This window comes from Mesorhizobium sp. M1A.F.Ca.IN.020.03.2.1 (assembly GCF_004023205.1).
Taxonomy (GTDB): Bacteria; Pseudomonadota; Alphaproteobacteria; order Rhizobiales; family Rhizobiaceae; genus Mesorhizobium.
The window spans coordinates 19396-40823 of record NZ_RZSV01000023.1; the positions used below are offsets into that span (position 1 = coordinate 19396).

Here is a 21428-nt window from a genome sequence, read left to right on the forward strand (position 1 = left end):
AACTGGAGCCAGCACCATGGCAACCGTCTTCAACATCCTCGCCATTGTCGTCATGGCTGCCGTCGTGGTCGTGCTGATCCGCGGCCTCGTCAACATGATGCGCGGCGGCTCAGGCTTCACCTCCAACAAGCTGATGCAGGCCCGCGTACTGCTGCAGTTCATAGCTCTGGTGCTGATCATGCTGACCGTCTACTTCACCCGCAAGTAACGGGCCGGGGAGGAGAAGGTGGTCAAGCTCAACAAGATCTATACCCGTACCGGCGACGACGGCACTACCGGTCTGGGCAGCGGCGAGCGGCGCCTGAAGTCAGATCTGCGCGTCGAAGCCTACGGCACGGTGGACGAAGCAAATGCCTGCGTCGGCATGGCGCGCGTCCACACCGCAACCGATCATCCGGCGCTCGACGCCATGCTCTCCCGCATCCAGAACGATCTTTTCGACCTCGGCGCCGACCTTGCGGTCCCGGACGACGGCAAACCGCTCGGCTACGAGCCGCTGCGCATCGTCGCCGCGCAGACCGGGCGCGTCGAAAAGGACATCGATGCTCTCAACAAGGACCTGCAGCCGCTGAAATCCTTCGTGCTGAACGGCGGCACGCCTGCCGCGGCAGCCCTGCATTTTGCGCGCACCGTAACACGGCGCGCCGAACGCCTCATGGTGGCGCTGGCGCAGGACCCGGCCGAGCACGTCAACCGCGAAGCGCTGAAATACATCAACCGCGTCTCCGACTTCCTGTTCGTCGCCGCCCGGGCGGTCAATGACAACGGAAATGCCGACGTGCTATGGGTTCCCGGCAAGAACCGCTGACAACCGGGTATGGCGGGAGGGTCCGATGTTCATCCCGCTCTACGATACCAACAGGCTCCGCCACATCCGCCTGCAATATGTGACGATCGGCCTGATCGCCGCGAATGCCTTGGTCTATCTCGCGACCACGCTTGGCGGCGAGAGCTTCACCAATGCCGCAGTGCTTGGCCTCGGCTTCATCCCCTCTGTCGTCCATGACAAGGTGGAGCTGTCGCCCGAATTCGTCGTCATTCCCGAAAGCCTCAGCTATCTCACCTATTCCTTCCTGCATGCCGACATCTTCCATCTCGGCGGCAACATGCTGTTCCTGTGGGTGTTCGGCGACAATGTCGAGGACGCGCTCGGCCATATCCGCTACCTGATCTTCTACCTCGCCTGCGCGGCGGCGGGCGCTTTCTTTCAAGGCTTGGTCGGCTGGGATTCCCAGGTGCCGCTGATCGGCGCTTCGGGCGCCATCGCCGGCGTGGTTGCGGCCTATCTGATCCTCTATCCGAAGGTTAAGGTGTGGGTGTTGGTCTTTGCGCGCATTCCTCTGCGCATCCCCGCCTTCATCCCGCTCGTCCTTTGGATCCTGTTCCAGATCGTGATGTTTGCCGCCGGCGGAGAGGATCAGATTTCCTGGGCCTGCCACATCGGCGGCATCATTGCCGGCGCCGTTCTCGTCCTGGTGCTGCGCAGCCGCGGCGTGCCGCTGCTTGCCGGCGCAGACGGCGAGCCGGACCCGACGCCGAAGGTCCAGAACGTCCCTCTCCCGATCGAGCCCGGACCAGCGCCCGAGGCGCCGGCACAGCCGGCGCCTCGATGGGGCCGCGGCGCGGCGTCGCCGCCAGACTGAACCGATTTGAGTGCGACGTGCATATTGACGCGCCGGATTGCCGCCACTACGGAACGCCACCACAGAGCATGATCCCGAAAAGTGGGAACCGCTTTTCGGAACGATCATGCTCAACCGAAACATCGGGGTGGAACTGCTTCTTGGCCGTTGGAGACCAGAATTCCGCCCGGAATGTCGGCTTTCGACAACTCTGACAAGGCGCACACTGCTATAGCGCGCCCGACTATCTCAGGAGAGGTGACAGGAAAATGAAGATCCTTGTGCCCGTGAAGCGGGTTGTGGACGCGAACGTCAAGGTCCGCGTCAAGGCTGACGGACTGGGCGTCGAGCTTGCCAACGTCAAGATGGCGATGAACCCGTTCGACGAGATCGCGGTCGAGGAAGCGATCCGGATCAAGGAAGCCGGCAAGGCCGAGGAGATCATCGTCGTCTCGATCGGCCCGCAGCAGGCGCAGGAGACGCTGCGCACCGCGCTCGCAATGGGCGCCGACCGGGCCATCCTGGTCAAGACCGACGAGCAGACCGAGCCGCTGGGTGTCGCCAAGGTGTTGAAGGGCGTCGTCGAGGCCGAGAAGCCCGGCCTCGTCATCCTTGGCAAGCAGGCGATCGACGACGACAGCAATCAGACCGGCCAGATGCTGGCGGCGCTGCTCGGCTGGGCGCAAGGCACCTTCGCCTCCAGGATCGAGCTCGCCGGCGATCATGCCAAGGTGACGCGTGAGGTCGACGGCGGCCTGCAGACGGTTGAGCTGAAAATGCCGGCGATCGTGACCGCCGACCTTCGCTTGAACCAGCCGCGCTATGCATCGCTGCCCAACATCATGAAAGCCAAGAAGAAGCCGCTCGACGAAAAGAGCCCGGCCGACTACGGCGCCGACGTCAAGCCGCGCCTGAGGGTGATCAAGACCGAGGAGCCCGGCGGCCGCAAGGCGGGCGTCAAGGTCAAGAGCGTCGCCGAGCTGGTCGAGAAGCTCAAGAACGAAGCCGGCGTGCTCTAAGCGGTCAGGAAAGGAACAGGAAAATGGCAATTCTCCTCATCGCCGAACACGACAACGCAAGCCTTTCCGACCAGACCGCCAAGGCGCTCGCGGCGGCCCTGCAGATCGGCTCGGATGTCGATGTGCTGGTCGCCGGTAAAGGCGCCAAGGCGGCAAGCGACGCGGCCGCCAAGCTGAAGGGTGTTCGCAAAGTCCTGCTGGCCGAGGCCGACGAGCTCTCCGAGCGCCTGGCGGAGCCGCTGGCTGCGCTCGTCGTCTCGCTCGCCGGCTCCTATGACGCGATCGTCGCCCCCGCCACCTCAGCGGGCAAGAACGTCGCGCCGCGCGTGGCGGCCCTGCTCGACGTCGCGCAGGTCTCGGAGATCATCGAGGTGGTCTCGCCCGACACCTTCAAGCGGCCGATCTATGCCGGCAACGCCATCCAGACCGTGCAGTCGACCGACGCCAAGAAGGTGATCACGGTGCGCACCGCCTCCTTCCAAGGAGCGCCCGAGGGCGGCTCGGCTTCGGTCGAGACGGTGAACGCCGCCGCCAATCCCGGCCTCTCCTCCTTCGTCGAGAACAAGCTCTCCGAAAACGACCGTCCCGAGTTGACCTCGGCCAAAATCATCATTTCGGGTGGCCGTGCTCTCGGCTCGTCGGAGAAGTTCCAGGAAGTCATCCTGCCGGTCGCCGACAAGCTCGGCGCCGCTGTCGGTGCCTCCCGCGCCGCCGTCGACGCTGGCTATGCGCCCAACGACTGGCAGGTCGGCCAGACCGGCAAGGTGGTCGCCCCCGATCTCTACATTGCGGTCGGCATCTCCGGCGCCATCCAGCATCTTGCCGGCATGAAGGATTCCAAGGTCATCGTCGCCATCAACAAGGACGAGGAAGCGCCGATCTTCCAGGTTGCCGACTACGGTCTCGTCGGCGATCTCTTCGTCATCCTGCCGGAACTGCAAAAGGCGCTTTGACGCTTTCTGCTCTGGCATATTAAAATCGGAAGGGTGGGGTAGACGAAGTCGCCCCGCCCTTTTAGTTTGCACTGCACAAAAAGCAGGCCGGTAAAGGCTTGCGCAATTCCAGGAAAAGTCCGTAGCGGTTTTCCCTCCGGAATTGCGATAAACAAAAAGGGCAATTCCAGGAAAGTGCCGAGCCACTTTGCGTCCGGAATTGCGGGAAACAAAGAGAAGGGAGCGCTTCCGTGCCTCGCAGAAGCGGAAATGCTCCAGACGGGATTGGGGTAATGAGCAAGATCGAGACGATCGGCATTGTCGGCGCAGGTCAAATGGGGGGCGGTATCGCCCACGTCTCGGCGCTGGCCGGCTACAAGGTCCTGATCCACGACATCTCGCCCGACCGGGTCGAGAAGGGCATCGCCACCATCAGCGGCAACATGGCCCGTCAGGTCGGTTCGGGAAAGCTCGAGGAGAAGGCGCGCAACGAGGCGATGGCGCGCATCTCATCGGCGTCCGCCATGGCCGATCTCGCCGCCGCCGACCTCGTCATAGAGGCGGCGACCGAGGATGAGACGGTCAAGCGCAAGATCTACGCCCAACTCTGCCCGCAGCTCAATCCGGAGGCGATTCTCGCGACCAACACCTCCTCGATCTCGATCACCCGGCTCGCCGCGCAGACCGACCGGCCTGAGCGCTTCATCGGCATACATTTCATGAACCCGGTGCCGGTGATGAAGCTGGTCGAGCTGGTGCGCGGCATCGCCACCGAGGACCAGACGTTCGAGGCCGCCAAGACCTTCGTGAACAGGCTCGACAAGACGATCACCGTTTCGGAGGATTTCCCGGCCTTCATCGTCAACCGCATCCTGTTGCCCATGATCAACGAGGCGATCTACACGCTCTATGAGGGCGTCGGCACGGTTGACGCCATCGACACCGCCATGCGGCTCGGCGCCAACCATCCGATGGGGCCGCTACAACTGGCCGACTTCATCGGTCTCGACACCTGCCTGTCGATCATGCAGGTGCTGCATGAGGGCCTGTCGGACTCCAAGTATCGCCCCTGCCCGCTGCTGGTGAAATATGTCGAGGCCGGCTGGCTCGGCCGCAAGACCGGCCGCGGCTTCTACGACTATCGCGGCGACCATCCGGTGCCGACGCGCTGAGCCCCGCGACTGAACGCTCACTGCGCGGCGTTCAGGATGCCGCGGCAAGCGGCAGGGGCGCCGCCTCGTCCTTCGAAACTTCATCGGGTGCTGCCGAAACGCAGCCGCGGCCGGCCGCCTTGGCGGCATAGCAAGCGGCATCGGCGCGGGCGATGATCTCGTCCACCTCGCCGCAGCCGGCGCGGATCGGCGCAAGCCCGATGCTGGCGGCGATCGAATGCGGACGACCGTCCCAGCTGAAGCCCAGGTTGCGGATGGCTTCGATGATGCAACGCGCCGCGACCGTCGCTCGCGCCGGCGCGCCCGATTTCAGTATGACCGCGAACTCGTCGCCGCCCAGGCGGGCGACGATATCTTCCGGCCCGAGCACGTTGCGGATGGCGTCGGCGACGCGCTTCAGCAGCGCATCGCCCGCCGCGTGGCCGCCAGTGTCGTTGACCGCCTTGAAGTGGTCGAGGTCGACGAACATGAACTGATGCTCGCCGCCATTCAACCGGCACCGATCGACCAACTCCTCCATCGTGCGGATGAAGCTTGGGCGGTTGGCGAGCCCGGTCAGCGCGTCATGCGCCGCGGCATAAGCGAGCTGGCGCTGCAGGGCGCGCGCGTCGGTGAAATCCTGGAAGACGATGACGAGCCCGCAGAACTCGTCGCGGTCGTTCATGATCGGCGACACCATTTGGCGGATGCTGCAGCGCGTGTCGTCGCGCCTGATGAGCACGGCGCGGGCGTTCTGATCGCAATGATGGCGGTCGGCGGCCGAAGATCGTGTCAGGCCGATCCTCTGCCCGGTTTCCTCGTCGACCGCCCAGTAGACATCGCCGAGCACCTTGCCGAGCGCCTCGCCGCTGGCAATGCCGGTGAGCTTTTCGGCGACCGGATTCATGAAGGTGACGCGGTTCGCGGCATCGGTGCAGATCACCGCGTCGCCGATCGACTGCAGCGTCACCCTGAGCCGCTCCTTTTCGTCGGCGAGCATCGCCGCCGAGACCTTGCGCCGTTCTTCGGCCTCCTTGCGCTCCGTGATATCGGTCAAGCTGCCGATCGCCCGGATCAGCCGGCCCTCGCCGTCGCGTTCGATCGCCTTGCCGCGGTCGAGGATCCAGACCCAATGGCCGTCCTTGTGGCGCATCCGGAACTCGGCCTCGAAGAAGGCCGTCTCGCCGTCAAGATGCGCCCGGTCCGCCTCGGCGACGATTTGGCGGTCGTCCGGGTGGATCATCGTCAGCCAGCGGTCGGGGTCGCCGTCCAGCTCGCCATCGTCATAGCCCAGCATTCTGACCCAGGTTTCGGAGTAAGTCGTGCCGCCCTTGCGCATGTCGAGGCTCCAGACGCCTTGTCCGGCGCTGGTCAGCGCGAAATTCCAACGCGTCTCGGCTTCGGCGATGCGCGCTTCGGCCTGCTTGCGCGCATCGATGTCCTCGATCTGCGACACAAGATAGAGCGGCTTGCCGGTCTCGTCTTCGCGAATGACCGAGCCCGCGAGCTGCGCCCAGACCGGAGTGCCGTCCTTCTTGAGGTAGCGCTTCTCGAAATGAAAGGAATCGATCTTTCCCTCTTTCAGCGCGATCATCGTCTCACGGCCGATCTGCAGATCGTCGGGATGCGTGATCTGGAAGAAGGTCAGCGCCTCGATTTCCGCCCGGCTGTAGCCGAGCATCGCCGCGAAGGCGGGATTGGTCTGAAGGATGCGGCCGTCGAGGCCGACGATGGCGACGCCGATCGCCGAATCTTCCATCGCGCGGCGAAAGCGCTGCTCGCTCTCGGCAATCTGCCGGCGGTCGTCGATGATCCTGCGGATGAACAGCGCCGAGACAAAGAGCGTCACGGCGGTGACGGCGACCGATATCTGTAGGCAGAACTTCAGCGCGTCCGCACCGAGCTCCAGCGCCGGCAACAGGACCGATGCCATCAGGGTGGCAAGCCCTGCCGCCATCAAGGCGAGCACAGCGCGCTTGCCGGCCCGCGGACCTTTCCAACTCAACCACGCCACAATGCGATCCCACCCCATGCGCAACTGCCACAACCCTGGCGGATCGATTTTAAGGAATGGTTGTAAGCTGCGGCGGCCACGCCGCTAACCGGCAAAGCAATTGCCGGCATGATTAAGGATCGGTGTGTAATCCTACCAGCGGACGAAAAACCGTCCGCCAAGCGCGCCGAGCGCGGTGAGGAACGCGATCGCGATCGTGTACCAGGTGGCGACGAACAGCGGCGAATCGTCGAAGCAATGCGCGGCATAGAAGGTCGCCGCCAAGCCGCCCGCGAGCAGGCCCGCGACCGCGCCGGCCAGCACCGGCCGCGTCGGCGCGCCATAGCGCAGCATGCCGAGGAAGATAGCCAGGGGACCGATGCCGATCAACGGGATGAAGCTCATGCAGATCATCATGTTGGAACCCACGAGCCGCCTGCCCCAGTCCGCCTCCGGCACGACGAAAAGCTCCAGGATGACCGCGATCACGACGAGCGCAGGCGCGGCGAGCGTCCATAGTTTCGCTCGCCTGCTCGCCGCACCGGGCGTCGACAGCGCTCGGATCAGAGCGAATGCGCTGGTCGTGAGCGCCAAGGTGAAGACGAACTTCGACATGAAGCGCATCGTATGCATGGCCGGCATGATGTCCGGGCGCGGACCGATGGTCATGAAAAAGACCACCGCCGCGACCGCAACCGCCACGCCGACGGCCAGCCACCAGGCGAGGCCAAGCGGCATCGCCTTGTTGCGGGCATCGGCGTCGAGCGCCTTTATGAGGTCCTCGGTTCTCATGTCACTGTCGTCCGAACCTTTTGGCGATCGCGGCAAGGCCGCGATGCAGCGACACGCGCACCGCCGTCTCGCTGATGCCGAGCTTGACCGCCGTTTCGCCGATCGAATGGCCGTCGACCGAGATCGAGGAAACCACGGAACGCTGCGAGGGCGGCAAGCCGTCCAGGGCCCGGTTTATGTCGCGCTCGCTCACCGTCTCCGCTTCCGGCTCGGCGAACGTCTCTGCGATCTCGTCGATCTCGACCTCGATGCGACGGCCGCGCCTGCGGAATGCATCGATCAGCTTGAAGCGGGCGATCGCATAGACCCATGGCAGCACCGGCGCGTCTTCTCGCCACGTGTGCCTTTTGACGTGAATGGCCAGCAAGGTTTCCTGCACGACATCCTCGGGGTCGACCCCGCCCTGGACGATCTTGCGCCGGACGAAGCCACGAACGAGAGCGGCTATCCGGTGAAGAAAGTCGGCGTAAGCCCTTTCGTCTCCCGCGATCGCGGCCCTGAGCAGCCGGGAAAGCTCGGCCTCGTCCTTGCCGGTCACAAGAGTTTACCCCCGATGTTCGCGTCTCGGCCCTGGTTTGTTACGTGTCCGGCGAAATAATGTCCAAGCCAAAGTACCGGAAAATCACGAAAGTTTGCGGCACGGCGACCGATTGAAGCAGGCCGGAATGTTGACTATTGTAATCAGGTATTTATAGGTGCGCCTGAGCCCGAACCCCTGTCTGCAGATTTGAGGACGATGCCCATGAAAACTGCCTTTTCCACTCTTGCCGGCGCCGCCGCGCTGGCCCTCGGCCTGATTGCCGGACCGGCCATGGCGGAGGATGCAGGCATCATCGTCTACAACGCCCAGCATGAAAGCCTGGCCAAGGAATGGGCGAAGGGCTTCACCAAGGAAACTGGCATCAAGGTCACGCTGCGCAATGGCGGCGACAGCGATTTCTCCAACCAGATCGTCGCCGAGGGTGCTGCCTCGCCGGCCGACGTGTTCCTGACCGAGAATTCGCCGGCGATGGCGCTGGTCGAGGCGGCCGGCCTGTTCACGCCGGTCGATGCCGACACCCTCGCTCAGGTTCCGCAGGAATACCAGCCTTCGAGCGGCAAATGGGTGGGCGTCGCCGCGCGCAGCACCGTCTTTGCCTACAACAAGGACAAGCTCAAGGAAGGCCAGCTGCCCAAGTCGCTGCTCGACCTTGCCGATCCGAGCTGGAAGGGCCGGTGGGCCGCCTCGCCGTCCGGCGCCGATTTCCAGGCCATCGTCAGCGCGATGCTCGAGCTCAAAGGTGAAGCCGCGACTTCCGACTGGCTGAAGGCCATGAAGGAGAACTTCACCGCCTACAAGGGCAACAATACGGTGATGAAGGCGGTCAATGCCGGGGAGATCGATGGCGGCGTGATCTACCACTACTACTATTTCGGCGACCAGGCGAAGACCGGCGAGAACAGCAAGAATGTCGGCCTGCATTATTTCAAGAACCAGGACCCGGGCGCGTTCGTGTCGATCTCTGGCGGCGGCGTGCTGGCCTCGAGCAAGCATCCGAAGGAAGCCCAGGCTTTCTTGAAGTGGGTCACCGGCAAGGCCGGCCAGGAGGTTTTGAAAACTGGGACCTCTTATGAATACGCGGTCGGCAAGGATGCCATGTCGAACCCGAAGCTCGTGCCGCTGGCCGATCTGCAGGCGCCCAACATCGATCCGACGCACCTGAACTCGAAGAAGGTCATCGACCTGATGACGCAAGCCGGCTTGCTTTAGTCCGCGTTCGTCCTAAAAGGACAACCGACCGTGCTCCCGCCGGAATTCGCTTTCCGCGGGAGCGCTTTTGTTTTGGAGATGGCCTCGTCGATGACGATCATCTGCGTTTCCGACCGCGTTCGCGGTTCATCAGATCGTCTCCAGGCGGTGCATTCCGGCTGATGTCCGCGATCGACCTCACGCATTCGGGGCCGCCGGCTGCCGCAAGGCAGAGCCGGCGGTCCACGTCGTGGATTACGCTTGCGGCCGCCATCTTCTCGCTGATCGCTCTCCTGCCGCTTGCCTTCATCGTCTGGGTGGGCATCCAGACGGGATGGGACACGGTGGTGGCGCTGATCTTTCGGCCTCGCGTCGGCGCGCTCCTGGTCAACACCATCCTGCTTGTCGTCCTGGCCGTCCCGATCGCCATCGTGCTGTCGGTGGCGCTTGCCTGGCTGACCGAGCGCAGCGACCTTCCCGGCAACCGTTGGTGGTCGTGGCTGTCGGTAGCGCCGCTGGCTATCCCGGCCTTCGTCCACAGTTACGCCTGGATCAGCCTGATCCCCGGCCTGCACGGGCTCTGGGCCGGCGTGCTCGTCTCCGTCATCGCCTATTTCCCGTTTCTCTATCTGCCGATCGCAGCGGCGCTGCGCCGGCTTGACCCGGCGCTGGAAGATGCCGCCGCAGCGCTGGGCCTCGGACCCTGGCGCGTCTTCGCGCGTGTCGTGCTGCCGCAGTTGAGGCTGGCCATCTGCGGCGGTTCGCTGCTGGTTGGCCTGCACCTGCTTGCCGAATACGGGCTTTATGTCTTCATCCGCTTCGATACCTTCACCACCGCGATCGTCGACCAGTTCCAGTCGACCTTCAACGGCGCGGCGGCGAACATGCTCGCCGCCGTGCTGGTCGCCTGCTGCTTCGTGCTGCTTGGCGTGGAGGTGATCGTGCGTGGTGAGGAGCGTTATGCCCGCGTCGGCTCCGGGGCGGCGCGCCAGCAGCAGCGTGTCGCCCTCGGCCGCGCCACGCTGCCTTGCTTGCTGCTGCCCGCCGGGACTGCGCTGCTCACGCTCGGCGTGCCCTTTGTGACCGTCGGCCGCTGGCTGCTTGCCGGTGGCGCCGACGTCTGGCGTTGGGACGAGATCAGCCTGGCGCTCGGCCAGACGCTGGTCCTCGCCGTCGCCGGCGCGCTGCTTGCCACGGTCGCCGCAATGCCCATGGCCTGGATCTCGATCCGTGCGCCCGGCCGCTTGCAGCGCCTGCTCGAGAGCTGCAACTACATCGTCGGCTCGCTGCCGGGTGTGGTCGTCGCGCTGGCGCTGGTGACCATCACCGTACGCATCGCCTTGCCGCTCTATCAGACGCTCTTCACCATCCTTTTCGGCTATGCGCTGATGTTCCTGCCGCGCGCGCTGGTCAGCCTGCGCGCCTCGATCGCCCAGGCGCCGGTGGAACTCGAACGCGCGGCTTCGAGCCTCGGCCGCCCGCCGCTCAGGGCGCTATGGTCGACCACGATCCGGCTGTCGGCGCCGGGCGCGGCGGCCGGGATGGCGATGGTGGCACTCGGCATCACCAATGAATTGACCGCCACGCAGATGCTGGCGCCGAACGGCACCCGCACCCTTGCGATGGCGTTCTGGTCCTACAGCGGCGAGATCGACTACGCCTCGGCCGCCCCTTACGCCTTGATCATGGTGGCGATGTCGCTGCCCATGACCTGGGTGCTCTACGTCCAGTCAAAGCGGATGGCCGGCCGATGAGCTTCCTCGAGCTCCGCGACGTAGCAAAACATTATGGCCCGGTGGCAGCACTTGCCGGCGTCGACCTCACCGTCGAAAGCGGCAGCCGCACCGCGATCGTCGGACCCTCCGGCTGCGGCAAGACCACCTTGCTGAGGCTGATCGCCGGCTTCGAGGCGCCAGACCGCGGCCGCATCGCGCTCGACGGCAAGCTGCTCGCCAATGGCGGGGCGGCGGTGCCGGCGCATCGCCGCGGCATCGGCGTGGTGGCGCAGGACGGCGCCCTCTTCCCGCATCTCACCATCGCCGACAATATCGGCTTCGGCATGCCCCGAAGCGCCGAGAAGCGCGCCGAGCACATTGTCGAGCTCGCCTATATCGTCGGGCTTGACAAGGCGATCCTGAAGCGCCGTCCGCACGAGCTTTCCGGCGGCCAGCAGCAGCGTGTCGCGCTTGCCCGTGCCATGGCGATGAAACCCCGCCTGATGCTGCTCGACGAGCCGTTCTCGGCGCTCGACACCGGCCTCCGGGCCTCGATGCGCAAGGCTGTGGCCGAGCTTCTGGAGGATGCGGGCATCACCACCATCCTGGTCACCCACGATCAGGCCGAGGCGCTGTCCTTCGCCAGCCAGGTGGCCGTCATGCGCGACGGCCTGTTCTCGCAGGTCGGCACGCCGCGCGAGCTCTACTTCCAGCCCAGGGACAGGATGGTTGCCGAGTTCCTCGGCGACGCCATCATCGTGCCGGCCAAGATCGCCGACGGCTTTGCCATATCGCCGCTCGGCCGCATCGCCGTCGACATCACCGAGCGGCGCGACGTCGCCCGTATCATGCTCAGGCCCGAGCAGGTGGTGCTTAAACGAACCTCCCGCGAAGGCATGTCGGGGACGCCGGACATGCTGTTCGGCGAGGTGACGGACTCCGAATTCGCCGGCTCGGTCTGCACCATCGCCGTGCGGCTGCTCAATAGCCCGGATCCGCCGGATGCGGCCGCGATCGGCAACACACCGCTCGTCCTGCGCAAGACCGGCATGGACGTGCCGGAGGTCGGCGAGATCGTGCGCCTCACGGTGACCGGCAAGGCGCATGTGTTTGCCTGAAGCTGAGTCAAGAGGAGGGGCTTACGCTGCCGAGGCGCCTGCCGCCCCGATCGAACCAGTGCAACTTCTCGGCTGTGGCGGTGATGCGCAACTTGTCGCCGGGCTTTGCCGCCGTGCGGCCGCCGACCCGTACCACGATATTATTGCCGGCAGCCGAGCAGTGCAGGAAGGTTTCCGCGCCGACCGGCTCCACGGCCTCGACCGTTGCGGGCAGCATCAGCGCCCCGGATCGGTCCTCGGCATCGGCGACGAGTTCGGCGTCCTCGGGCCTGAAGCCTAGCATTGCCGCCTGCCCGCCGGGCCGGGCAAGAACAAGCAACTTTCCTTCCAGCTCAGTTGCAGAACTTTCTGTGCTCAGTGAGAGCAGGTTCATCGGCGGCGCGCCAATGAAGGACGCGACGAATGTCGAGGCCGGCTTCTCGTAAATGTCGAGGGGAGCGCCGATCTGCTCGACCAGCCCCGCATTCATGACGACAAGCATGTCGGCTAGCGTCATCGCCTCGAGCTGGTCGTGGGTGACATAGACCGAAGTGACGCCGAGCCTGCGCTGCAGGCTCTTGATCTCGACCCGCATCTGGCCGCGCAGCTTGGCGTCGAGGTTGGAGAGCGGTTCGTCGAACAGGAAGACTTTCGGATTGCGCACGATCGCCCGGCCCATGGCGACGCGCTGTCGCTGGCCGCCGGAAAGCTCGCGAGGGCGCCGGTCGAGCAGTCCCGACAATTCCAGCACCTTGGCAGTTGAACGCACTCTGCTGTCGATCTCGGCTTTCGGCGTGCCGCGATTACGCAGGCCATAGGCCATGTTGTCGTAGACCTTCATATGCGGGTAGAGCGCGTAATTCTGGAAGACCATGGCAATGTCGCGTTCGGTCGGACCGACGGCATTGACGATCTTGCCGTCGATCGCAACCGTTCCGGACGAGATGGTCTCGAGTCCGGCGATCATCCTGAGCAACGTCGATTTGCCGCAGCCGGAGGGACCGACCAGCACGCAAAGCTGCTTGTCCGGAATGGCGATGGAAACGCCTTTCACGGCCTCGACGCCGCCGGCATAGAGCTTCCTCACATCATTGAGATCAACCGTCGCCATCGCCCCTCACTTCTCGGATTCGACCAGGCCGCGCACGAACCAGCGCTGCATCAGCACCACGACAAGGATCGGCGGCACGATGGCCAGCATCGCAGTGACCATCACAAGGTGCCACTGGGTATCGGCGTCGGCGAAGGAAACCATCTTTTTCAGCGCAATGACGATGGTGTTCATGTCGTTGCTGTTGGTGACCAGCAGCGGCCACAGATATTGCGTCCAGCCATAGATGAAGAGGATGACGAACAGCGCCGCGATGTTGGTGCGCGACAGCGGCAGGAGGATGTCGAAGAAGAAGCGCCACGGCCCGGCGCCATCGACGCGCGCCGCCTCGATGAGCTCGCCCGGGATGGTCATGAAGAACTGTCTGAACAACAGCGTGGCCGTGGCCGAGGCGATCAGCGGGATGATCAGACCGGCATAGGTGTCGATCATGCCGAGGTCGACCATCACCTTGTAGGTCGGCAGGATGCGGACCTCGACGGGCAGCATCAGAGTGATGAAGATCAGCCAGAAGAAGGTCATGCGCAGCGGGAAACGAAAGAACACGATGGCATAGGCCGATAGGATCGAGATGAAGATCTTCCCGACCGCGACGCCGAGCGCCATGACCGTCGTGTTGAGAAGAAGCCTGCCGACGCTGACGCCGCCGATGCGCCCGACACCGCCGAACAGGGCCTCGCTGTAATTGTTCCAGAGTTGGTCACCGGGCAGCAGCGGCAGGGGCGGCTTGAGGATCGTCTGCAGCGTCTGTGTCGAGGCCACGAATGTGTAGTAGATGGGAAATGCAACGATCAAAATGCCGAGAATGAGAGCGGCATGGGCGATCAGGACACGCAACGGGGACTGGCCGATCATCGCTTGCCTCAGCCGTAGTGGACCTTGCGTTCCACATAGCGGAACTGGATGGCGGTGAGCGCGATGACGATGACCATCAGGATCACCGACTGCGCCGCCGAGTCGCCGAGGATCAGGTTGACGAAGCCGTCATTGTAGACCTTGTAGACCAACGTCTCGGTGGTCTTGCCCGGTCCGCCGCCGGTGACGGCATGGACGATGCCGAACGTGTCGAACAGGGCATAGACAGTGTTGACGACCAGCAGGAAGAAGGTCGTCGGCGCGAGCAGCGGGAAGATGATGGTCCAGAAACGCTTGGTCTCGCGAGCGCCGTCCATCGCCGCCGCCTCGATCAGCGTCTTCGGCACCGCCTGCAGCCCGGCGACGAAGAACAGGAAATTGTAGCTGATCTGCTTCCATGCTGCGGCGGAAACCAAAAGGATCATGGCGTGACTGCCGTTGAGCAACGGATCCCAGGCTATGCCGAGACTTCTCAGCACGTAGGATAGCGAGCCGATCGAAGGGTTGAACAGGAACAGCCACAACATGCCGGCGATCGCCGGCGCCACCGCATAAGGCCAGATCATCAGCGTGCGGTAGAGCGCTTTCCCGCGCACCACTTTGTCCGCCATTACGGCAAGCAGCAACGCCGCGGCCATGGCCACGATTGCGGTGGCAAGCGAAAATACCACCGTTACCTTGATCGAGTTGAGATAGGCCGGGTCGGCAAGCACTTTGCGGAAATTGGCAAACCAGACGAACTTGCTCTTCAGCCCGAATGGATCCTGCCTGAGCATGGACTGGTAGAGCGCCTGCCCGGCCGGCCAGTAGAAGAAAACCAGTGTTATGGCGAGTTGCGGCGCCACAAGCAGGTAAGGCAGGACTTTGTTGGGGAAAACGACGCGCGGGGTCAGCTTGGTTTCCTCGTCAAGCAAGGATCGCCCGCGCCGATCCGCGCGGGCGACGTTTCATCCTCGGCCAGGTCTAGTTGCCCAACGCGTCCTTGATCGCCGCGTTGCCGCGCGAGACGGCATTGTCGAGCGCCTGCTGGGCCGTTTCCTGGCCGGCCAGCATCTTCTCGAACTCCTCGTTCTGGATATCGCGCACCTGCGGCAGATTGGGCAGGCGCACACCCTTCGAATTTTCGGTCGGCGCCTTGCCGGTCATCTGCAGGATCGGTGTCTCGCGGCCCGGGTTCTTGTCGTAGAAGCCGGACTTCTTGGTCGCCTCATAGGCTGCCAGCGTCACCGGCAGGTAGCCCGACTTCTGGTGCAGATATTCCTGCACCTCGGTCTTGGAGAGATAGGCGAAGAAGGCAGCGACGCCCTTGTACTCCGCATCGGATTTGCCGCTGAAAACCCAGAGGCTTGCGCCGCCGGGCGTCGTGTTCTGCGGCGCACCCTTGGCATCGCTGTCATACGGCAGTTGGCCGATGCCGTAGTTCATGCCCGACTTGACGATATCGCCGAGCCCGCCCGACGACTCGGTAAAGATGCCGCATTCCCCGGCAAGGAATATCTGCTTGGCCTCGGAGGTGCGCCCGCCATATTTGAAAGTGCCATCCTTGGCGAGGTCAGCCAGCGCCTGAAAGTGGTTGACGAAAATCGGCGCATTGATCTTGAGTTCGACGTCGCCGCCGGCCAGTCCGTTCTGCTGGGTCGCCCAGGAAACATTATTCCAGGCGGCAAAATTTTCCAGATGGATCCAGGTCAGCCAGGTCGAGGTGTAGCCGCAAGGGGCCGCGCCGCTCGCCTTGATCTTCTTCGCCGCTTCCCAGACCTCGTTCCAGGTCTTAGGCGGGTTGTTCACGTCGAGGCCGGCCTTCTGAAAGATGTCCTTGTTGTAGTAGAGGATCGGCGAGGAGGAATTGTAAGGGAAAGACAACATGGTGCCGTCCGGCTTCGAATAGTAGCCGACAATGCCGGGCAGATACTGGCTCTTATCGAACGTCATCCCCGCGCCCGTCAAAACTTCGGCCACGGGTTTGATCGCGCTCTCGGCCGCCATCATGACGCCGGTGCCGACATCGAACACCTGGATGATGTCCGGCGCCTGGCCGGCGCGGAACGCGGCGATGCCTGCATTCAGCGTCTCGGGATAGGTGCCCTTGAAGACCGGAACGATCTGGTAGTCGCTTTGGCTGGCGTTGAAGTCCTTCGAGATCTTGTCGACGACTTCCGCATTGGCGCCCGTCATCGCATGCCACCAGCTGATCTGCGTGACAGCGAAAGCGGACGTGGTGGAAAGCAGGGTCAAGGTAGCGGCAACACCTGCCGCGAAGCCGAAGAGCTTCATGTTTTCATCTCCCGTTGTGATTGGCGAAAGGGGGGCTTCCGCAGAACCAGTATGTGTTGCGCATGACAATCGGACAACGGTTTTGTTATGCGTCGATGAACATCATCTGATCCTAAACTAACGTGCATCGGTCACGGCCGGGCAGATTGCTTGCCGGCTTAGGATTTGAGCGACTCCAACCATCGTATTGCGACAGCCGGCCCAACCTTATCCGTCCTTTACAACCTGAGGCACACGCGTCGGTTGCAGGTCCACTAATCGATTCTTCAGCCGTCGGGCCTTAAGCAATCTTAACTTGATTGATGCGGGAAGATCAGGTGGGGCCAAATGTTGACCGTCTATAATTGCATCGTGTACGAGCACGATCTGAGGTTGGTCGCACTTGCGGCGCTCATCTGCGGAATTTCCTCTTTCTCGGCGGTCAATCTTCTTCGCCATGTCGAGCAATCGACCAGTCGAAATCGCTACGCATGGCTGTTGATTGCAGCCACGGCGACCGGATTCGGTATCTGGGCGACGCATTTCGTCGCCATGATCGCCTTCACGCCGGGAATACCCAACGCCTATAACGCGGAGCTTTCCGCGCTTTCGCTGGCCGCCTCCGTAGTTCTGACAGCGGCCGGAATGTGGATCGCCACCATCCGCGGCGGCATTGATCACTATCTTGTCGGCGGCGCCGTGCTCGGCGTCGGCATCGCCGTGATGCACTATACCGGCATGGCGGCGTTCGAGGTCCAGGGCAGGATCGTCTGGAACGAGCTGCTCGTCGCTCTTTCGCTGGCGGCGGGCGTCACGCTTGCCGCGCTTTCGCTGCTCGTCGTGCTTCGCCGCCCGTCGACGCTTACGACGATCGCTGCCGCCGTCTTGCTCACACTGGCCATCTGCACACTGCATTTTATCGCCATGGCGGCGGTCTCGATCTATCCGGACTCCTCGATAGAGATCTCAAAATTCACCATCGCGCCGATGTCGCAAGCCTTTGCCGCTGCGGCGGCAAGCCTGGTCATTCTGGTGCTCTCGGCCGCGGCGCTCCGCATCGACCTGCGGTTCCGCCGGCATCAGGCGGAAGCGCAGCGCATGCACGGCCTGGCCAACGCGGCGGTCGAGGGGCTGATCGTTTGCGACGGCAGCCGCATCGTCAGCGCCAACGACAGCATCGCGGCGCTGAGCGGCATCGCGCCCGGCACGCTGAACGTGATGACGCTCGGCGACCTCTTCGGCGAACGCGTTGCCTCAGCCATCGCCGGCGGCAGCGGTCAGGCGCAGGAAGCCGAGCTGCGCAGCCAGGACGGCACCCGCATTCCGGTCGAGCTGATCGCCCGCAGCATCGACTATTGCGGTAAGCCTCACGACGTCGTCGCCGTCCGCGACATGCGCGAGCGCAAGAAGGCCGAGCAGGAGATCCTTCGCCTGGCGCATTTCGATCCGCTGACCGGGCTTGCCAATCGCCGCAGCTTCACCAGCCGGCTCGAGGCCGAGATCGCCACGGCGAGCGGCAAGGGCGGGCAGCTCGCGCTGATGCTTCTCGATCTCGACCGCTTCAAGGAAGTCAACGACCTCTTCGGTCATGCCGCCGGCGACGCCGTGCTGCAAAGGGTGGCGCAATGCGCGTCGAGCGTGCTCCGCCATGGGCAGATGCTCGCCCGTCTCGGCGGCGACGAATTCGCCATCATCGCGCCGAACCTTCCCGACCCGCAGGCCGCCGGCCGTATCGCCGAGGCGGTGCTTTCCAAGCTACGCCAGGAAAGCCAACTGTCGCCCGGCGGCGAGCTGGTGTCGGCAAGCATCGGCATTGCTCTTTACCCGCTGGATGCCGACGACCAGGCGGCGCTCGTCAGCCATGCCGACACCGCGCTCTACCGCGCCAAGGCCGAGGGCAAGGACACTTATCGCTATTTCGAGGCTTCGATGGGTGCCGAGACGCGCGACAGGCGCGCCATGGAGCACGATCTGCGCCAGGCGGTTGCGCGCGGCGAGTTCCGGCTGGTCTATCAGCCGCAAAAGGAGATCAGCAGCGGCAAGATGATCGGCTTCGAAGCCTTGATCCGCTGGCATCATCCGGAGCGCGGCAACATCCCGCCGTCGGTCTTCATCCCGGTCGCCGAAGACAGCGGCGCCATCGCCCAGATCGGCGAATGGGTGCTGGCGACGTCCTGCGAGGAAGCCGTGCGCTGGAAAACTCCGCTGACCATCGCCGTCAATGTCTCCGCGGTGCAACTCCACAACCCGAATTTCAGCCGCAAAGTGCACGAGATCCTGCTGCGTTCGGGACTTCCGGCCGGACGGCTGGAGCTTGAAGTGACCGAGACGGCCCTTATCAAGGATATGCCCCGGGCGCTGGCGACCCTGCGGCAGGTCAAGGCGCTTGGTATCCGCGTCGCGATGGACGATTTTGGAACCGGCTATTCATCGCTTTCCAATCTGCGCGCCTTTCCCTTCGACAAGATCAAGATCGACGGCTCGTTCATCAAGTCGGTCGACAGGAACGGCCAGGTCGCGGCCATCGTGCGCGCCGTGCTTGGGCTGGGGCGCGGCCTCGGCCTGCCGGTGCTGGCCGAAGGCGTCGAGACGCTGGACGAATTGCGCTTCCTCGATGCCGAGGACTGCGAGATCGGCCAGGGATACTATCTCGGCAGGCCAGGCCCGATCGAAACCTTCAGCGAACTGACCGGCGTGCCGGCGCCGGCGGCCATGGATGCTGTCGAGGCCCGCGGCGGCAGCATCCTCATGCTCGAGCCGGCCGCCGCGCTGCGCTCAGCTTGACGGACCGAGCGCGGCTTCCACCAATCGCTTGGCGTCGGGGCTCGACCATTCCGCCGGGCCGTTCATATGTGCGATCAGGCAGCCTTCGCCGTCGATCAGCATCGTCACCGGCAGGCCAAGCGCCAGCCCGCGCGTCTTGGCCTCGTTGAACAGGTCCATCGTCGCATCCCGGTAGTAGCCGAGCGTCTCGATGCCGATCTCCTTCAGGAACTTTTTCGGCTTGGCGTCGTCGCCGGTGTCGACATTGACCGCGACGACCTCGAAGGCGTTGCCGCCCTTTTCCTTCTGCAGCGCGTCGAGCGCCGGCATTTCGGCGCGGCAGGGCGCACACCATGTCGCCCACAGATTGAGCAGCACCGTCTTGCCGGCATGGTCGGCGATGGTCGTCGGCTTGCCATCGGGTCCGTTGAAGGCGAGGCTCTTGAGCGATTGCGGCGGATCCGCCGGCTGCAGCGCCGCGACCTGGCCGACCGCCTTTGCCGCAACCTGCTTGGCCCGTTCGGCCTTCGCCTTGCAGGCGACGTCGTCCTTGCCGCTGCCGGCGGCGGCAACCTGATCCGGCGCGTTGTTGCCAGAACCGCTCTCGCTGACATATACCGCGACCGCGCCGGCCAGCACGCCCGCCACAAGCGCGGCGAGGATGAGGCGCGGGGCCGGGAAGAACTTATTGCCGTCTGCCATTTTCTTAAAAACTGCTCCGGAGCACGGGTTATAGCGATGAGCGACAAGAAGGCCAGCAACCAGATGTGGGGCGGACGTTTTGCCTCGGGCCCGGCCGCGATCATGGAAGCGATCAACGCATCGATCGCCTTCGACCGCAAACTCTCCGCGCAGGACATCCGCGGCTCGATCGCCCACAGCAAGATGTTGGCTGAAACGGGCATTATTTCGGCCGCCGATCAAGAAAAAATCGCTCACGGCCTGAACACGATCCTGAAAGAGATCGAGGCCGGGAAGTTCGAATTCTCGACCAAGCTCGAAGACATCCACATGAATGTCGAGGCGCGTTTGGCCGATCTGATCGGGTCGGCCGCCGGCCGCCTGCATACCGCCCGCTCGCGCAACGATCAGGTGGCGGTCGATCTGAGACTCTGGGTCAAGGAGGAATGCCAGCGCGTCGCCCAGGCGCTGAAGGACCTCATCGCCGCCTTCCTCGAGCGCGCCGAGGACCACGCCGCGACGGTGATGCCCGGCTTCACCCATATGCAGGCCGCGCAGCCGGTGACCTTCGGCCACCATTGCATGGCCTATGTCGAGATGTTCGGCCGCGATCTCTCGCGTGTCCGCGACGCCATCGAGCGCATGGACGAAAGCCCGCTGGGTGCCGCGGCGCTGGCCGGCACGAGCTTTTCCATCGACCGCCATATGACCGCGAAGGCGCTCGGCTTCCGCGAGCCGATGCGCAATTCGTTGGACAGCGTGTCGGACCGCGACTTCGCGCTCGAATTCCTGTCGATCGCCGCGATCTGCGGCACGCATTTGTCGCGGCTCGCCGAGGAGATCATCATCTGGTCGACGCCGCAATTCGGGTTCATCCGGCTGTCGGATTCCTTCTCCACCGGCTCCTCGATCATGCCACAGAAGAAGAACCCCGACGCCGCGGAGCTGGTACGCGGCAAGACCGGCCGCATCAACGGCCATCTGGTCGGCCTGCTGACGGTCATGAAGGGCATGCCGCTGACCTACGGCAAGGACATGCAGGAGGACAAGGAATCGGTTTTCGACGCAGCCGAGACGCTCGACCTGATGCTGGCGGCGACCACCGGCATGGTGCGCGACATGACCGTGAACACGGCCGCCATGAAGAAGGCCGCCGGCGCCGGTCACGCCACCGCCACCGACCTCGCCGACTGGCTGGTGCGCAATCTCGGCCTGCCCTTCCGCGAGGCCCATCACGTCACCGGCCGCGCCGTGGCCCTTGCCGAGGAGAAGAAGGTCGGGCTGGAAAAGCTCTCGCTGGAGGACCTGCGCTCGATCCATCCCGGCATCACCGACGACATCTTCTCGGTGCTCGCCGTGCAGAATTCGGTGAAGAGCCGCGTAAGCTTCGGCGGCACCGCTCCGTCGGAAGTGAGGAAGCAAATCCGCTACTGGAAAAAGCGCTTGGCCAAGGCGTGAAAGGCTGATTGATGCAAACTGACAAGATTTTAGAACGCTACAGCCACCAGAAATCCAACCTGAGCCTGGCTCTTCTTTCCGACGAGGACGGTGGGGAGCCAACGATCCTCATACAAGGTTCAAAGCGAGCGCTGCACCTTCTCGCAGAACTTCTCCTTGCAGTCGCTGATGAGAAAGCCAACGACGGCTTCGGGATGGGACCAAGAAGCGCCGGAAGTTTCCATTTTTCCGCCACGTCCGAGTTTGGCGTTTATGTC

Annotated in this window: 20 protein-coding genes; 12 read left to right on the forward strand and 8 right to left on the reverse strand. The window is 63.9% G+C overall.

Going from position 1 to position 21428, the window contains the following annotated elements; translation table 11 throughout:
- The first annotated feature begins 16 nt into the window (after positions 1-16).
- The 6 genes from EOA79_RS06370 to EOA79_RS06395 all read left to right on the forward strand — a co-directional run bounded on the left by EOA79_RS06370 (position 17) and on the right by EOA79_RS06395 (position 4745).
- Positions 17-208, forward strand: coding sequence for a twin transmembrane helix small protein (locus EOA79_RS06370; RefSeq protein WP_066990167.1), 192 nt, complete (start codon positions 17-19; stop codon positions 206-208).
- An 18-nt stretch (positions 209-226) separates the two neighbouring features.
- A complete protein-coding gene (locus tag EOA79_RS06375; RefSeq protein ID WP_128292941.1) occupies positions 227-808 on the forward strand; it encodes a cob(I)yrinic acid a,c-diamide adenosyltransferase in 582 nt (193 codons plus the stop codon).
- Between the two features lie 25 nt (positions 809-833).
- Positions 834-1643: a rhomboid family intramembrane serine protease gene (locus EOA79_RS06380; RefSeq protein WP_095823963.1), complete on the forward strand. Its 810-nt coding sequence runs from the start codon at positions 834-836 to the stop codon at positions 1641-1643.
- 248 nt (positions 1644-1891) lie between these two features.
- Positions 1892-2641: an electron transfer flavoprotein subunit beta/FixA family protein gene (locus tag EOA79_RS06385; protein ID WP_067319088.1), complete on the forward strand. Its 750-nt coding sequence runs from the start codon at positions 1892-1894 to the stop codon at positions 2639-2641.
- A gap of 23 nt (positions 2642-2664) precedes the next feature.
- The gene (locus EOA79_RS06390) at positions 2665-3594 is read left to right on the forward strand and encodes an electron transfer flavoprotein subunit alpha/FixB family protein (protein WP_066990179.1); all 930 of its coding nucleotides are present in this window, start codon (positions 2665-2667) and stop codon (positions 3592-3594) included.
- A 272-nt stretch (positions 3595-3866) separates the two neighbouring features.
- Positions 3867-4745: a 3-hydroxybutyryl-CoA dehydrogenase gene (locus EOA79_RS06395; protein ID WP_066990182.1), complete on the forward strand. Its 879-nt coding sequence runs from the start codon at positions 3867-3869 to the stop codon at positions 4743-4745.
- Positions 4746-4776: 31 nt separating this feature from the next.
- Here EOA79_RS06395 and EOA79_RS06400 read toward each other — a convergent pair whose 3' ends face one another.
- The 3 genes from EOA79_RS06400 to EOA79_RS06410 form a co-directional block, all read right to left on the reverse strand.
- The gene (locus EOA79_RS06400) at positions 4777-6738 is read right to left on the reverse strand and encodes a PAS domain S-box protein (protein WP_245322315.1); all 1962 of its coding nucleotides are present in this window, start codon (positions 6736-6738) and stop codon (positions 4777-4779) included.
- A gap of 132 nt (positions 6739-6870) precedes the next feature.
- Entirely contained in the window at positions 6871-7509 is a 639-nt protein-coding gene (locus tag EOA79_RS06405; protein ID WP_095823965.1) for an NrsF family protein, read from the reverse strand.
- Between the two features lies 1 nt (position 7510).
- Entirely contained in the window at positions 7511-8047 is a 537-nt protein-coding gene (locus tag EOA79_RS06410) for a sigma-70 family RNA polymerase sigma factor (protein ID WP_067319094.1), read from the reverse strand.
- Between the two features lie 204 nt (positions 8048-8251).
- Between EOA79_RS06410 and EOA79_RS06415 the strand changes: the two genes are divergently transcribed.
- The 3 genes from EOA79_RS06415 (at position 8252) to EOA79_RS06425 (ending at position 12071) form a co-directional block, all read left to right on the forward strand.
- Positions 8252-9259, forward strand: coding sequence for an iron ABC transporter substrate-binding protein (locus EOA79_RS06415; RefSeq protein ID WP_095823966.1), 1008 nt, complete (start codon positions 8252-8254; stop codon positions 9257-9259).
- Positions 9260-9420: 161 nt separating this feature from the next.
- Positions 9421-10992: an iron ABC transporter permease gene (locus tag EOA79_RS06420; protein ID WP_095823967.1), complete on the forward strand. Its 1572-nt coding sequence runs from the start codon at positions 9421-9423 to the stop codon at positions 10990-10992.
- Positions 10989-12071: an ABC transporter ATP-binding protein gene (locus EOA79_RS06425; RefSeq protein ID WP_067319100.1), complete on the forward strand. Its 1083-nt coding sequence runs from the start codon at positions 10989-10991 to the stop codon at positions 12069-12071. Before EOA79_RS06420 ends, EOA79_RS06425 begins: the two co-directional genes overlap by 4 nt.
- Positions 12072-12078: 7 nt before the next feature.
- On the opposite strand, the gene EOA79_RS06430 is transcribed toward EOA79_RS06425, so the two are convergent.
- The 4 genes from EOA79_RS06430 to ugpB all read right to left on the reverse strand — a co-directional run bounded on the left by EOA79_RS06430 (position 12079) and on the right by ugpB (position 16290).
- Positions 12079-13161, reverse strand: coding sequence for a sn-glycerol-3-phosphate import ATP-binding protein UgpC (locus EOA79_RS06430; protein WP_095823968.1), 1083 nt, complete (start codon positions 13159-13161; stop codon positions 12079-12081).
- Between the two features lie 6 nt (positions 13162-13167).
- Positions 13168-14016 carry a sn-glycerol-3-phosphate ABC transporter permease UgpE gene (gene ugpE / locus EOA79_RS06435; RefSeq protein WP_067319104.1) on the reverse strand — a complete coding sequence of 283 codons (849 nt, stop codon included), beginning with the start codon at positions 14014-14016 and terminating at the stop codon, positions 13168-13170.
- Positions 14017-14024: 8 nt separating this feature from the next.
- Entirely contained in the window at positions 14025-14909 is an 885-nt protein-coding gene (gene ugpA / locus EOA79_RS06440) for a sn-glycerol-3-phosphate ABC transporter permease UgpA (protein ID WP_095824180.1), read from the reverse strand.
- A gap of 70 nt (positions 14910-14979) precedes the next feature.
- Positions 14980-16290 carry a sn-glycerol-3-phosphate ABC transporter substrate-binding protein UgpB gene (gene ugpB, locus EOA79_RS06445; protein WP_066990210.1) on the reverse strand — a complete coding sequence of 437 codons (1311 nt, stop codon included), beginning with the start codon at positions 16288-16290 and terminating at the stop codon, positions 14980-14982.
- 327 nt (positions 16291-16617) lie between these two features.
- Here ugpB and EOA79_RS06450 point away from each other — a divergent pair, with 327 nt between their 5' ends.
- Positions 16618-19053: an EAL domain-containing protein gene (locus tag EOA79_RS06450; RefSeq protein ID WP_095823969.1), complete on the forward strand. Its 2436-nt coding sequence runs from the start codon at positions 16618-16620 to the stop codon at positions 19051-19053.
- Here EOA79_RS06450 and EOA79_RS06455 read toward each other — a convergent pair.
- The gene (locus tag EOA79_RS06455; RefSeq protein WP_095823970.1) at positions 19045-19734 is read right to left on the reverse strand and encodes a TlpA disulfide reductase family protein; all 690 of its coding nucleotides are present in this window, start codon (positions 19732-19734) and stop codon (positions 19045-19047) included. The genes EOA79_RS06450 and EOA79_RS06455 overlap by 9 nt on opposite strands.
- A gap of 36 nt (positions 19735-19770) precedes the next feature.
- Between EOA79_RS06455 and argH the strand changes: the two genes are divergently transcribed.
- Positions 19771-21171, forward strand: coding sequence for an argininosuccinate lyase (argH, locus tag EOA79_RS06460; protein ID WP_095823971.1), 1401 nt, complete (start codon positions 19771-19773; stop codon positions 21169-21171).
- Positions 21172-21182: 11 nt separating this feature from the next.
- Positions 21183-21428: hypothetical protein (locus EOA79_RS06465; protein ID WP_164893830.1), on the forward strand; the 246-nt coding region annotated here is incomplete at its 3' end.